Origin of the sequence: Micromonospora sp. NPDC049107 (assembly GCF_040648595.1) — a bacterium.
Lineage (GTDB): Bacteria > Actinomycetota > Actinomycetes > Mycobacteriales > Micromonosporaceae > Micromonospora.
Window position 1 is genome coordinate 55399 of the sequence record NZ_JBEZEC010000013.1, and the last position, 13666, is coordinate 69064.

Consider the following 13666-nt stretch of genomic DNA (forward strand, 5'->3'; position numbering starts at 1 on the left):
TGATCTCTCTCCGGGTGCGGAAGCGCCGTCATCGAGGTCGACGAGGCCGGGGCGGGGTGACTCTCCCGGCTGCAACGCCATGGAGGTGGATCAAGATTCCCGCGCGGCGCTCACGTACCCGGGGGAGCGGGCCCGCACCGGGTCGATCAGGTCCCGGTCCCCAGGCCACCCCCGCACCCTGGTAGCCGTCGTCTGCCGATCGAGGAATTCAATATCATTCCCTACTTTGGACGACTTACCGAGACAAGGGAGCGGCATGGCTCGGCACGAGCGGCCCGTAGATCCGACCGCTGGACCGTTGTCGTCTTTCGCCCATGAGCTACGAAAGTTACGTGTCGAAGCCGGCAACCCCACCTACCGGCGATTGGCCGAGATCGCCGGCTACAGCGCCTCGACCCTCTCCGCCGCGGCCAGCGGAATCCGGCAACCCAGCCTCGACGTGCTGCTCGCGTACGTCGGGGCCTGCGGCGGGGACACCGCCCAGTGGAGGCAGCGTTGGCTCGAACTGGACGAGGAGCTGCGGGCCACCGGTTCGGCCGGCGCACCAGCCGACCCGGCGAGGGCAGCGACACCGGACTCGACGCCGGCCGGGCCGATCACGACGCCTCTCGCCGAGTCACCGTCCGCTGTGCCTGCCGGGGATCCACCCGTCCCGGCTACCGGTGAGCCAACCGGCGCCAGCGGCGCAGCCGGACCGACCCACGACCGGCCCGCGAGCCCCCCGCGGCACCGGAAACTCCGACGGCGACTGGTGCTGGCGGCGGTGGCGGTCGCCAGCCTCGCCGGTACGGTCGCCGTGGTGCCGATGACCCAGCTGAAATGGCCGGCCAGCGGGGCGACGGCGGCTGGCACGACGACCACCACAGCCTGCCCGGCGACCAACACGGACGCCGCCTTCACCGCCGTCACCTACGGCAGTGGCGTGCATGTCCGGGGCGAGCCCCGCCGCGACCAGGGCATCCTCTACACCATTCAGCCCGGCTGCGTGATCGGGCTCACCGGCTACTGCCTGGGTGAGCGGATCGCCGACTCCACCTCCCAGACCCCCGACATCCGCTGGTTCAGCCTGGCCGACGGTGGACTGATCGCCTCCGGGGTGGTGCACGGCAACCCACCCCCGGGCCTGGAACCGTCCCGCTGCCGGGGCGACCGACCCGGGCCGGCCGCGATCGCCCTGGCGATCGCCCCCGATGTGACCGGCCCGGGTGGGTGGCGGCTGAGCGCGACCGGCACGCACGTGGAGATCGTCGGCTTCGCCGCCTACTACGCGGACGACCCCGCGCTGCCGGCGGAGCGCCGCTGGCACCAGATCGGAATGACCGGATTGGCCGCCCCGCCGTTCGACCTCGTCTGGAAGCTCGACCGCCGGTCCGGGCAACCCGGATCCACTGCCGAAATCCCGGTGGCCGCGGTCGCCTGTCTCGGCGGTGGCGCGCCGACCGACGTGCTCGACGTGCGGGTGGCCCGCCCCGACGGCTCCAGCACCGCCGAGGCCCTGCCGCTCGCCGCCGACCAGAGGCTCGCCGCCCGCCGTACCGCCTGCCTCTACCCCTGACGGGGGCGTACGCGGACGGACACCACCGGTGGCCCGGCGGGACGGATCCCACCGGGCCACCGGTTCGGCGTCACCGAACTCAACAGCCCTGGCGACCGGAGTGGATCCAGTAGGTGGTGCCGGCCCAGTCCATCTCGCCGTACGCGTCGACGCAGTTGTTCGCCGTGCCGGTCACTCCGCGCGGACCGGCGTAGTACAGGTAGTCGGCGTTGTCCTTGGTGGAGATCGCGGTGGCGGTGCACGAGCCGGTGCCGGAGGTCTCCGCGCACCGGGCGATCTGCACGGAGGTCCGCGCCGAGGAGCCGTACGCCGCGCCGCGGTGGTACATGCAGGCGCTGTTCGTGCCGCCGTTGGTGCTGTTGTAGTAGATGACCAGCTCGGCAACGGGCTTGCTCGGCGGGTACGCGTAGCTGTAGGTGACCGTGCCCGAGCAGGCCACCGCCGCCTGCGACGGGGCTGCCGTGACGACCAGCACCGTGCCGAAGGTCAGCAACGCCAGCAGCGCTCCGAACGCCTTGCGCAGCATCATGACTTCCACTCCTCCGGGACGGGGTTGGTTGAGAGCCGTCCCGCCGTCAACTTCTACGGAAGAGCGAAGTTGATCGCCGCTGACGAAGGCACCGATCAATCAATCCCGCACAACGCCGAACAACCGCGTACCGCGTCGCCGGGCCGGCTGATCGGCGCTGTCAGCCCTTCAGGAGTTGCCGCGCCATGACGACCCGCTGCACCTGGTTGGCGCTTTCGTAGCTCTGGGTGATCTTGGCGTCCCGCATCATCCGCTCGACCGGGTAGTCGCCCCGAGTCGGGGAAGGCATCGGGATTAACCGAGTCGCGATTTTCGCTTAATGCAATTCCCATTTCCGGTCGAGCACCATCAGCCGCAGCTCGACTACAGAGCGCTATATTCGCGTTTCCGCCGTCACGCGCCCGAACGGACCCTCTATTGTGGCCGAACGGTGGAATAGATACAGCTCAGAGCCACGAGTCGATCATGCGTACAGATTCCACGAGCATCCCCATCTACATTCCGCCCTTCCACAGAGAGTTATATGCGGAAAGGCCACTACGGATGCGTGAGGCGAGGATGATCGATCAATTGCGAGGGCTTGTTCCCGACAGCTCGACCGCAGTGGTTCTGGGACTGGTGGCCGGGGCGGTGATCGGGCTGGTCCGCGCCTACCTCCGGCACCGCACCCGGCTCCACGCGGAGCGGGAGCTGTCCGCACGGACAGCGGCCCGGGCGGCGGGCTTGATCACCCTGGTCAGCGGTCGCCACGAGAACATCACGGTCGACGAGCGGGACCGTGACGGGCACCGCGTCGTGGAGCTACGTGGACCTCGACAGACCAGCGACAAGGAGGCGGCGTGAACCGGAACAGTTCTGCCGCGGCCCGCGCCGCAACCCGCTCGCCCGAACCCACCCCGGCCGAGCTGGAGGCGTCCTTCACGGCCTTCTGCGACGACAACTTCCTGCGGGTCGAGCGCTTCCTGCGGGCCCGCTGCGCCAATCGGGACCTCGTCGACGAGGCGGTCCAGGAGACATTCATCACCACTCGGGCCAAGTGGGCGCAGATCCGCACCTTCGAGAAGCCCCTGGCCTGGGTGCTCAAGACGGCGCGGCACAAGCTCCAGGGGCAGCAGAGCCGGCGAAGCCGGACCAGCACTACCACGACGAACCTGGACGAGGTGCCCCCCGAGTTCCTCACCCAGCCGACCGACCCTCGGGAGGCGGACGAGTTGCTCGTCGCGTGGCTGCAGCAACTGCCGCCCCGGCAGGCGGAGGTGTTCGTCCTCTTCTTCGACGGCTGGCGGGACCTCGACATCGCCAGGATGCTGGGTCTCGCCCACACCACCGTTCGCGCCTACAAGCAGCAGGCGCGTCAGCATCTGCAGCGCCTCGCGGAACAGGCCGGTTTCAACAAGCCCACGGGGAGGTCATCGTGAACCTCGACGACGTCCTGGCACTCGCGGCCGAACGTGCTCCCACTCCCCTCGAACGCGCGCGCGCCCGACGCGCCAGCCGGCAGATCCAGCAGGCCTACGCCCACGCCGTGACGGCCGGGCGGGATCTCGTCGTGGATGTCGACCCGCACGACCCGCTGAACGCCGACGCCGACGCCGACGAAGCCGCCCGGATCGCCCGCGCGGCACAGCTGGCGAAGTTGGGCACCATCACCTGGATCTCCGCCACCGGAGAGATCTCCTGGTCCGACGAGATGTCACTGATCCTCGGCTGTGCCCCCGGCACGATCCGACCCTCCGCCGATCTGCTGTTCGAGCTGGTCCATCCCGAGGACGCGCACGCCGTTCGTCGGACCATCCACCTGGCGTGGCGGGAGCAGACGGTCAAGGAGACGACGTATCGGGTGGTCCGACCGGACGGGGCGACCAGGTACGTGCACTGCTACATCGAGGTCCTGATCGACCGGTTCGACCGGCCGCACGGCATCATCGGCACCGGTCAGGACGTCACCGACCTGGAGCTGGCCCGCCAGGAGCGGGACCGGCTCGCCCGCCGGTGCGAGACCGCACGCACCGAACTGATCAGCCGCGACCCGGCCACCGGCCTGCTGACCCGCCCGCGCTTCGCCGACGAGGTTGACCGGACCCAACGCGGCGGGTCGGGGGCCCTGCTCGTGGTGGCCGCCGAGCCACTGAACCTACCGATCTCCGGGCACGACCACGCGACCCAGGATCGGCTCGCCGCCGCGATAGCCGGTGTGGTGAAGAACGTGGCCCGCCGGACCGCCGTGTGCGGGCTCGTCGGCCCGGGCGAGTTCGGCGTGCTGCTACAGAACACCACGATGCGGTCGGCCACGACCATCGCGGAGAGCATCATCGACAGCCTGCGCAGTCACGCGTTCGTCGTCGGCCAGGACCGGGAACGGGTACGCCTCGACGCCTGGGGCGGTCTCGTCCGGTACCAGGACGGCGACGACAGTAGCGGCTTCGACCTGCTGGTGGACGCGGAGAGCGCGTGGCGACAGGCCAAGCGAGAGCAGGTGCCACTGACCGTGCTGCGACAGCCGGCCCGTCCCGAGGACCGGCAGGAGACCTGCCGGAGCCGAATCCGGGCGGCGGTCGCCGGCAACAGTTTCACGCTCTACGCCCAGCCGATTCTCGACCTCAGCCTCAACCAGATCACCCGCCAGGAGATCCTGCTCCGCGTCCTCGACGGCACGGGCCAGCCGGTACCGCCGTCGGCGTTCCTGGACGTCGCCGAACGGGTCGACGAGATCTGGCCGATAGACCGCTGGGTCATCGACCACACCATGGAGCTGATCGCCCACGGACCACGAACCTCGCACTACCAGGTGAACATCTCGGGCCGGTCGCTCGGCGATCCGCACCTGTTGGAGCATGTCCACGAGGTCATGAAGCGGCACGTCATCGACCCCTCCCAGGTCACCTTCGAGATCACCGAGACGGCGTTGATCGGTAACCTGACGCAGGCGATCGACTTCGCCTGCGGGATCCGGGACATCGGCTGTCGGCTGGCCCTGGACGACTTCGGCTCCGGATACGGCACATTCACGCACCTGAAGTACTTCCCGATCGACCTGGTAAAGATCGACGGCGACTTCATCAGCAAGATCGAGGAGTCCCGTCCCGACCAGGTGATCGTCCAGTCCTTCGTCGACATGTGCCGGGGGCTGGGGATCCGGACCGCCGCCGAGTTCGTCCAGAGCGAGGCCACCCTGCGCCTGCTGCGCGACTACGGGGTGGACTTCGCCCAGGGCTACGCCGTCGGCAAGCCGACCCCGGTCGGCAACCCGCACCGGGCCCTGCTGGACTCCGCCGAGATCGAGACGGCCGGGCTGGGCGCCGCGTTGCGAACGGCGATCGGATGACGGGCCGCACCGGCGACCGTCGCGGGACGGATCGGCAGCGCCACCGACCGCCGCGTCCGGGCACGGCGGTCGGGGCGCGGCGGTCGAGGCGCGGCGGTCGAGGCGCGGACAGGCCGAGGCGCGGACAGGCCGGGGCGCGGACAGGCCGAGGCGCGGACAGGCCGGGGCGCGGACAGGCCGGGGCGCGGACAGGCCGGGGCGCGGACAGGCCGGCCAGGGACCCGAGGCAGGTCCTAGACGACGTTGGCGAGGAGTTGCCGCGCCATGACGATCCGCTGGACCTGGTTGGTGCCCTCGTAGATCTGGGTGATCTTGGCGTCCCGCATCATCCGCTCGACCGGGTAGTCCCGCGTGTAGCCGTAGCCGCCGAGCAACTGCACCGCGTCGGTGGTGATCTCCATGGCGGCATCGGAGGCGAAGCACTTCGCCGCCGCGCCGAAGTAGGTCAGGTCGGCGTCGCCCCGCTCGGACTTGCCGGCGGCGGCGTACGTGAGCTGCCGGGCCGCCTCCAGCTTCATGCCCATGTCGGCGAGCATGAACTGGATGCCCTGGAACTCGGCGACCGACTTGCCGAACTGCCGGCGCTCGGCGACGTACCCCTTGGCGTAGTCGAGCGCGCCCTGCGCGATCCCGACGGCCTGCGCGGCGATGGTGACCCGGGTGTGGTCCAGGGTCTTCATGGCGGTGGCGAAGCCGGTGCCCTCCGCGCCGATCATCCGGTCGGCGGGGATCCGCACGTTGTCCAGGTAGACCTCGCGGGTCGGCGAGCCCTTGATGCCGAGCTTCTTCTCCGGCGCGCCGAAGCTCACCCCCGGGTCGGACTTCTCGACCACGAACGCCGAAATGCCCCGGGAGCGGGCGGCGGGGTCGGTGACGGCGAAGACGGTGTAGAACTCGGAGACGCCGGCGTTGGTGATCCACCGCTTCACACCGTTGAGCACCCAGTGATCCCCGTCACGCACCGCGCGGGTGGTCATCGACGCGGCGTCGCTGCCGGCCTCCGGCTCGGAGAGGCAGTACGAGAACATGGCATCGCCCGCCGCGACCGGCGTCAGGTAGCGGCGCTTGATCTCGTCGGAGCCGGCCAGCAGCAGCGGCATCGTGCCGAGCTTGTTCACCGCCGGGATCAGTGAGGAGGACGCGCAGGCGCGCGCCACCTCTTCGATCACGATGGCGGTGGCCAGGGCGTCCGCGCCCGCGCCGCCGTACTCCTCGGGGATGTGCGGGGCGTGGAAGTCGGCGGCCCGCAGCGCGTCGTAGGACGCCTTCGGGAACTCCCCGGTCTCGTCGGCCTCGGCGGCGTGCGGCGCCACCTTGGCGGCGCAGACCTCCCGGACCGCCTCCCGGATCGCCTCGTGCTCCTCGGGCAACCGGTAGACGTCGAACGACTCCCCTGCGGCCATGTCGGCCCCTCCCCTTCACCGCTATCATGCGCAGTCTGTGGCCTCCCCTGACCGCCGACCGCGCAGACTGAAGGATAGCGACTGCAGTTCAGGTGATGTTACCGGCGCGTAGGTATGGGCATGACGGAGCACCCGCGCCGCTGGGCGATGATGGAAGGCAGACAGTGAGCCACCCCTCCGGTGCCCGCCCAGGCGCCGCAGCAGAATGCGACGCGACGACGCGCCGCCAGTGCGAGCGGAGAAGACAGGCGTGACGATCCCCTACCCCACCATCCAGCCGACCCCCGCCATCGCCGCGGTGACGCCGCCCTCGGGCGCGTCTCGGCCGCGGGTGACGTTCCTGGGGACCGGTTACCTCGGTGCGACGTACGCCATCTGCTACGCCGAGCTGGGCTACGAGGTGCTCGGCTTCGACGTCGACGCGGACAAGATCGCGATGCTGAACGCCGGCGAGGTGCCGATCCACGAGCCCGGCCTGGACGAGCTGCTCAAGCGCAACCTCGCCGCCGGCCGGCTGCGGTTCTCGACCGACATCGCGGAGACCGCCGACTTCGGTGACGTGCACTTCATCTGCGTCGGCACCCCGCAGCGGGCCGACGGGATGGGCGCCGACCTGTCGTACGTCGAGGCGTCGGTGACCGGTCTCGCCCAGCACCTGACCCGCAAGGCGCTGATCGTGGGCAAGTCGACCGTGCCGGTGGGCACCGCCGAGTGGGTCGAGCAGCTCGTCGGCAAGCACACCCCGGACGACCTGGGCGTCGAGGTGGCGTGGAGCCCCGAGTTCCTCCAGGAGGGCTTCGCCGTCGACGACGTGCTGCGACCCAACCGGATCGTGGTCGGCGTCAAGAGCGAGTGGGCCAACGGCATGCTCTACGCCGCGCACAAGGGCGTCTTCGACCTGGCCGCCACCGAGGACCGCGAGGTGCCCCTGGTGGTCACCGACTTCGCCACGGCCGAGCTGGTCAAGGTCGCGGCGAACGCCTTCCTGGCCACCAAGATCTCCTTCATCAACGCCATGGCCGAGGTCTGCGAGGCCAGCGGCGGCGATGTCACCCAGCTCGCTCGGGCCATCGGCTACGACCCCCGCATCGGCAACCGTTTCCTCCAGGCCGGCCTCGGCTTCGGCGGCGCCTGCCTGCCCAAGGACATCCGCGCCTTCCAGGCCCGCGCGCAGGAGCTGGGCGCGGGCGAGGCACTGCGCTTCCTGCACGAGGTCGACCTGATCAACCTGCGTCGCCGGACCCGCGTGCTCCAGCTCGCGGCGGACCTGCTCGGCCGCCGCTCCGGGCCGGCCGGTCCGGACTTCTCCGGCACCCGGATCGCCGTGCTGGGCGCGACCTTCAAGCCCAACACCGACGACGTCCGCGACGCCCCGGCGCTCGCCGTCGCCGCACTGTTGCAGAAGGCCGGGGCCGACGTCCACGTGTACGACCCGCAGGGCACCGAGAACGCCCGCCGCGCGGTGCCCGAGCTGACCTACGAGCCCGGGATCAACGAGGCGGTCGCCGACGCCGACCTGGTCTGCGTCCTCACCGAGTGGGCGGACTTCCGCAACGCCGACCCGGTCGCCCTGGGCGAGCTGGTCCGTGGCCGCAAGGTCGTCGACGGGCGCAACTGCCTCGACTCGGCACTGTGGACCCAGGCCGGCTGGGAGTACCGGGGTATGGGCCGTCCCTGACGATCCACCACTCACCGGCCGGCCGCGACGCACCCTTGGCGGCCGGCCGGTGATGTTGTTTGCCCCGGACCCGCCGACAAGTGTCGAAATCCGCGCCAGCTTTGGGCATGCTGCGACAGTGGGAGTCCACAGTGCGGGTGGAGGGGTGTCGTGGCGACCTTTCAGTGCTCCTCGTGCGGCCGGGAGATCAAGCCGGCCGTGCACTGCCCCCATTGCGGGGCCGACCAGCCGCAGTGGGTCGAGCATCTGGCGGACATCGAGCGCTCGATCGCGGAGATGAAGAGGCGCGACGCCGCAATCGCCAGCGAGCAGCGGCAGATCGCCGCCAAGATGCAGGCCGCGCTCTTCCAGCGGGACATCCTCGCCCACGCCGGTGAGGAACGGATCAAGCAGGCCACCCGACCCCGCCGGGTGCTGCGCCGCCGCCCCGGTCGCCGTCCGCCGACGGCCAGCCCCGGCACCGGCGCACCGCCGCCACGGGTTCCACGCCAGGGCACGCCGCCCGTTCCGGAGGATCCGCCGCCGCCCCCGCCCCGGCCGTCCTGGCTGGACGCCGACGATCCCGAACACCCGCCGGAGGCGTCCAGCCGGGAGGTGCAGAACATCCCGCTCGGGCTGGGCGCGCTGCTGCTCGCTGTGGCCGCGGTGGTCTTCGCCGCGGTGGCGACCAGCTCGATGGACGCGCTGGCCCGCCTCGGCGTCCTGCTGCTCGCCACCGCGCTGATGCTGCTCGCCCCGCCGGCGCTGGCGCGACGCGGGCTCACCTCCACTGCGGAGACGATCTCGGCGGTGGGTCTGCTGCTCGTGCCGCTGGCCGGCTATGCGCTCTGGGCGGTGGACCGGATCGGCAGCGGCACCTCGGGCGCCGTCTTCGCCGGGTTGATCTTCGCGGCCACCGCCGCCGTGTCTGTCGGGTACGCCGCCTGGACGGGTCTGCGCGCACCCCGCTTCGCGACCGTGGTCGCCGCGCAGCCGGTCCTGCCGCTGCTCGCGTACGACCGGATCACCGGGCCGGGTGGCTGGGCGCTGGTGCTGACCCTGGTGGCCCTGCTCGACCTCTGGTTGGCCCGCTCGCCGATCGTGGTGGAGCGCGCACCCGGGCAGGACCTGCCGCAGCCGGCTCGGCCGTCGACGACGCCCCGCCAGCGCGACGCCGAGGCCCGACCGGAGGGCGACCCGGAGGAGGCCGGCGAGGTGGTCGACGTTGGCGCGGGCGCCGACGACACCCCCTCCGTCCGCCCGGTGCCCGGACTGCGCGAGCTGACCTGGTCGCTGCACGCGGTGGCCGTCGCGGTTGCCCTGGCGTACGCGGTCACCGCGCTGCTGCGGGCACAGGCCGTGCCGACGGCGACCGGCGCCGGGCTGGTGCTGCTGCTGGCCGCCGCCGTCGGGCTGGCCGGCGCGTTGGTGCTGCGCCGCCCACCGCTGCCCGACGTGGCGGCCGGCATCGTCACCCTGGCCGTGATCGGCGCGTTCGGCCGGGTCGCCTCCGTCGCCCTGCCCGGCCAGGCGTTGCTGCTGATCGCGGCGGTGATCACGGCGACCGGCCTCGCGGTACGCGCGATCCCCGAGGCCGCCCGCCGCGGCCCACAGATCGCCTCGGCGGTAGCGCTCACCGTCAGCGGGCTGATGGTCGCCGGAGGCGCCCTGCGGGCCGGCGTCGCCCCCGTCCGGGCAGCACTGCCCGCCTGGGACGCCGACCTGGACCGGCACGCCGCCGAGCTGGCCGCCGCCGTCGGCCCGACCACGTGGCAGCTCGCCGCCGCGGCGTTCCTGCTCACCATCGCCGCGATGCTGGCCCTGCCACCGGAGATCCGCCGCGAGTTCGCGGTCGCCGGAGCCGCGCTGACGGCGCTCGCCGTGCCGGCGTCGTTCGGCCTCGGTTGGGCGGCCGCCCCCTGGCCGATGGTGATCACCGCGATCGGCATCGGTGTCATCGGCCTCTCCGCGCGTACCCCCCGGGCCGCCCTGGCCCACGGAGTCGGCGCCGCCGTGGTGGGCCTGTTCGGCGCGGGCGCCGGCCTGTCCCGGCCCGCGCTCACGGCCGCGGTCCTGCTCGCCCTCTTCGCGGCCGGCGCGCTGGTCGCGTTGGCGCCCCGGGTCCGGATCGCCTCGGCCGCCGCCGAGACGGTCACCGCCTGGGCCGCCGGAGGCGCGGCCTTCGCGCTGCCCGGCGCGGTGGCCGCGTTCGTGGCCGCCACCGTCCCCGTCGACGACACTCCCACCCCGGCCAGCCTGCGCGAGGCGACCGTCCCGGTGCTCGCGGCGAGCTTCCTGGCCGTCTGCGTGACCCTCGGGTACGCCGCGATGGTGCAGGTCTCCCAGCGGCGCATCCCGGTGCCCCTGTCGGTCGGCACCGGGATGGGCGCGCTCGTCGTCACCGCCGCCGCCTTCGGCGCGCCCGGCGCCACCGTCGCCGACGCGTGGGTCGGGGCGCTCCTGCTGATCGCCGCGGTGCTGCTCTTCCTGGCCCCCTCGATCGACGCCGGCCGCCGCTCCGACCTCACCCTGGACGGCTCGGACCTGGCCGCCGCGGCGGTGACCACCGCACTGATCGCCACGATGGTGCGGATCGCCGCGGTCCTCGCCCCGGGTGGGCAGTTGGCGGTGGCCGCCGGCCTGGTCCTGGTCGTCGCCGTGGCCGCCCGCGCCATGCCCGAGGAGTGGCGACGCGGCCCGATCCTCGGCATCGCCGTCGGCGGCGTACTCATCGGGGTGCTCGCCGGTTGGACGGCGCTGCGCGGCGGCGTGGGCGTGCTGGCCACGCCCGGGCCGATCTGGAACGGCGACCTGAGCAACTGGCCGGCGGCGCCGACCGGCGGCTCGACCTGGCAGGCGCCGATCGCGCTGCTGCTGCTGGCCGTCGCCGCCGGCGTCCTGCTGCCACCGCCCTGGCGCTGGGACGCGTCCGGCGTGGCCGTGGTGCTCGCCACCATCGGCGCGCCGGCCGCGTTCGACCTGCCCTGGTGGTCGCCGGTGCTGGTCGGGGCCATGGTCGCCACCGTCTTCGGGATGGCGGCGGTGGCCACCGAGGAGCCCCGGGCCGGGCTGTCCCGGGCCACCGTGGCCGGGGTGGTCGCGCTGCACGGGGCCGGCGCCGGTCTGGTCCGCCCGTGGACCACCGCGCTCGCGCTGGGCAGCATCGCGCTGATCGGTGTCGTCGTCGCCACGCTGGCCCGCGTCCTCGCCCGGCCTCAGGTGACCGACCTGGAGACCGAGGGCATGCCGCCGCACCTGGCGCAGATCGGCGGCGCGGCGGCCGGTGCCGCGCTGCTGGCGTTGCCGGGCGCGGTGGCGGCGCTGGCCGTCGAGTTCCAGCACTCGGCGCAGGTGGTGCTGACCGCCGCGCTGGCCGCGTCGAGCCTCGGTCTGGCCGGTGTGGCCGCCGTACGCCGGTACGTGCCGCAGTACCTGCCCTGGGTCAGTGTGGCCGTGGTCGGCGGGGCGAGCATCAGCGCCCTCGCCGCCATCCCGACCGGCCTGCCCGTCGGGGTCTACGCGGCCGCCGCCGCGCTGCTCGGTGTCCTCGCCGAGCTGATCCGTGCGGCGACCGTACCGCCCACCGCCGCCGCCCAGCCGGTCCGACGCTGGGCGGTGCTGCTCGACGGCGCGCTGCGCCGGCTGCCGGACGACCCGGATCGGCGGCGGTGGCGGGTCAGCCCCTCGGCCGGCGCGCTCGCGGCCGCCGCCCTGCCGACCGCCCTGGCCCTCGTCTCGATCGCGCCCGCGCTGGTCTTCGCCCTGGTCGAGCCGCAGCGCACATTGAACCGGATCTGGCAGGGTCCGCCGCCGGAACTGCTCACCCCACCGCCGGACCTGGTCAATCCGACCCACGTGCTGACCGCGCTGCTGCTCACCGCGACGGCGGCCCTGGCCGCCACCGGTTTCAGCGGCGGACGGCGGTCCCGTGCCGTACCGGTGGTGCTCCCCGGCGCGGCCGTCACGCTGCTGATCGCGCCCATCGCGCTGGGCAGCAGGTGGCCGGCGAGCACCCTCGCCGCGCTGTCCGTGTTCACCATCTCCATGCTCGGTCTCGCCCTGACCCCGCCACCGCCGCTCGTCGAGCCGGCCCGTTCGTTGCGGCTGGCCCGGGTGCTCGTGTTCGTCATCGGTCTGGCCGCCGGTGGCGCCGGCCTGGCCGGCAGCCTGGCCGAGGAGCAACTGACCCTGTTCACCCTCGGCGGCGCGGTGGGCGTGGGCGTGGTGGCGGCCCTGTTCGGCACCACCCAGCGCGCCCGGATCCTCGGCTGGCTGTTCGCCTCGGTCATGGCTCAGCTCTTCGTGCTCACCGCCGGCCTGATCGCCGGGCTGGCCCCGGTCTGGTCCGCGTTCGGGGTGCTCGCCGTCGGCGCGGTCCTCCAGGTGCTCGCGGCGACCCTGCCCCAGCTGCGCCGCCCCGAGGCACAGCGCGAGGCGGCCACCGTGCAGTGGACCGGGTACGCCGCGGCCCTGATCGCGCTGGCGCTCGCCTTCGACTCGCCACGACACATCGCCGCCCTGCTGGCCGCCTGGGGCGCCGTCCTCGGAGTGGCGGCGACCCGGCCCGGCCGGCGGCCCGTGGAGCGCCGGATCCTCTTCTGGGCGGTGGTGTTCTGCGAGATAACCGCCTGGTGGATCCTCATGCGCGTCGCCGACGTGGCGCTGCCCGAGGCGTACACGCTGCCGTTCGCCGCGCTGGCCCTGCTGGTCGGCGTGCTGGAACTGCGCCATCGCCCGGATCTGAGCAGCTGGGTGGCGTACGGGCCGGCGCTGGTCGCCGCGTTCCTGCCGACCCTGGCGATCGTGCTCGCCACCGAGTCCAGCACGCTGCGGCAGATGCTGCTGCTGCTCGGTGCGGTGGCGGTGCTGATCTTCGGCTCGTCCAGCCGGCAGCAGGCACCGGTGATCGTCGGCGCGTCGGTCACCGCGATCGCCGCCATCCACGCGCTGTTCAGCCTGGGCCCGTGGCTGGTGCTGATCCCCGTGGGCATCCTGCTGCTCGTCCTCGGGGCCAGCAACGAACGCCGTCGTCGCGCCCAGGAACGCCTCCAGACCGCGCTACGCGGCATGAGGTGAAACCGGAGGGTCACGGCGGCGTGCGTGAGTGGGCCGGGTTCGTCGGTGGCCTCTCCGCGATCTTGCACTTTCTGTCGCCGCAAAGTTGGGCAAATGCCGCTTAGCGACCACCGAAAATGCA

9 protein-coding genes are annotated in these 13666 nt (G+C 72.5%); 6 read left to right on the top strand and 3 right to left on the bottom strand.

Annotated features, from left to right (window positions below):
• The first annotated feature begins 256 nt into the window (after positions 1-256).
• Complete coding sequence (locus AB0B55_RS28040) at positions 257-1555, top strand: helix-turn-helix domain-containing protein (protein WP_357174897.1); 1299 nt, start codon at positions 257-259, stop codon at positions 1553-1555.
• Positions 1556-1634: 79 nt separating this feature from the next.
• Here AB0B55_RS28040 and AB0B55_RS28045 read toward each other — a convergent pair whose 3' ends face one another.
• Together AB0B55_RS28045 and AB0B55_RS28050 are read right to left on the bottom strand one after the other, a co-directional pair.
• On the bottom strand, positions 1635-2084 hold the full coding sequence (locus tag AB0B55_RS28045; RefSeq protein WP_357130005.1) for a hypothetical protein: 450 nt from the start codon (positions 2082-2084) through the stop codon (positions 1635-1637).
• Positions 2085-2244: 160 nt separating this feature from the next.
• A complete protein-coding gene (locus AB0B55_RS28050; RefSeq protein WP_357174900.1) occupies positions 2245-2373 on the bottom strand; it encodes an acyl-CoA dehydrogenase family protein in 129 nt (42 codons plus the stop codon).
• A 314-nt stretch (positions 2374-2687) separates the two neighbouring features.
• On the opposite strand from AB0B55_RS28050, the gene AB0B55_RS28055 reads away from it, so the two are divergent.
• Genes AB0B55_RS28055 through AB0B55_RS28065 form a run of 3 tightly spaced genes read left to right on the top strand, consistent with a single transcriptional unit; the run spans position 2688 to position 5409 of the window.
• A complete protein-coding gene (locus AB0B55_RS28055) occupies positions 2688-2927 on the top strand; it encodes a hypothetical protein (RefSeq protein WP_357130011.1) in 240 nt (79 codons plus the stop codon).
• Positions 2924-3502, top strand: a complete 579-nt coding sequence (locus AB0B55_RS28060) for an RNA polymerase sigma factor (protein WP_357130014.1) — start codon at positions 2924-2926, stop codon at positions 3500-3502. Before AB0B55_RS28055 ends, AB0B55_RS28060 begins: the two co-directional genes overlap by 4 nt.
• On the top strand, positions 3499-5409 hold the full coding sequence (locus AB0B55_RS28065) for an EAL domain-containing protein (protein ID WP_357174903.1): 1911 nt from the start codon (positions 3499-3501) through the stop codon (positions 5407-5409). Before AB0B55_RS28060 ends, AB0B55_RS28065 begins: the two co-directional genes overlap by 4 nt.
• Before the next feature lie 233 nt (positions 5410-5642).
• On the opposite strand, the gene AB0B55_RS28070 is transcribed toward AB0B55_RS28065, so the two are convergent.
• The gene (locus tag AB0B55_RS28070) at positions 5643-6812 is read right to left on the bottom strand and encodes an acyl-CoA dehydrogenase family protein (protein ID WP_357174906.1); all 1170 of its coding nucleotides are present in this window, start codon (positions 6810-6812) and stop codon (positions 5643-5645) included.
• Between the two features lie 250 nt (positions 6813-7062).
• Between AB0B55_RS28070 and AB0B55_RS28075 the strand changes: the two genes are divergently transcribed.
• Both AB0B55_RS28075 and AB0B55_RS28080 read left to right on the top strand, forming a co-directional pair.
• Positions 7063-8490: a UDP-glucose/GDP-mannose dehydrogenase family protein gene (locus AB0B55_RS28075; protein WP_355048810.1), complete on the top strand. Its 1428-nt coding sequence runs from the start codon at positions 7063-7065 to the stop codon at positions 8488-8490.
• A 150-nt stretch (positions 8491-8640) separates the two neighbouring features.
• Positions 8641-13545, top strand: a complete 4905-nt coding sequence (locus tag AB0B55_RS28080; protein ID WP_357174910.1) for a permease — start codon at positions 8641-8643, stop codon at positions 13543-13545.
• The last annotated feature ends 121 nt before the right edge of the window (positions 13546-13666 follow it).

Excerpts from the sequence above, each read along its gene's own strand:
- AB0B55_RS28070 (WP_357174906.1), bottom strand. The coding sequence starts at position 6,812 with ATGGCCGCAGGGGAGTCGTTCGACGTCTACCGGTTGCCCGAGGAGCAC.
- AB0B55_RS28040 (WP_357174897.1), top strand. The coding sequence starts at position 257 with ATGGCTCGGCACGAGCGGCCCGTAGATCCGACCGCTGGACCGTTGTCG.
- AB0B55_RS28050 (WP_357174900.1), bottom strand. The coding sequence starts at position 2,373 with ATGCCTTCCCCGACTCGGGGCGACTACCCGGTCGAGCGGATGATGCGG.
- AB0B55_RS28045 (WP_357130005.1), bottom strand. The coding sequence starts at position 2,084 with ATGATGCTGCGCAAGGCGTTCGGAGCGCTGCTGGCGTTGCTGACCTTC.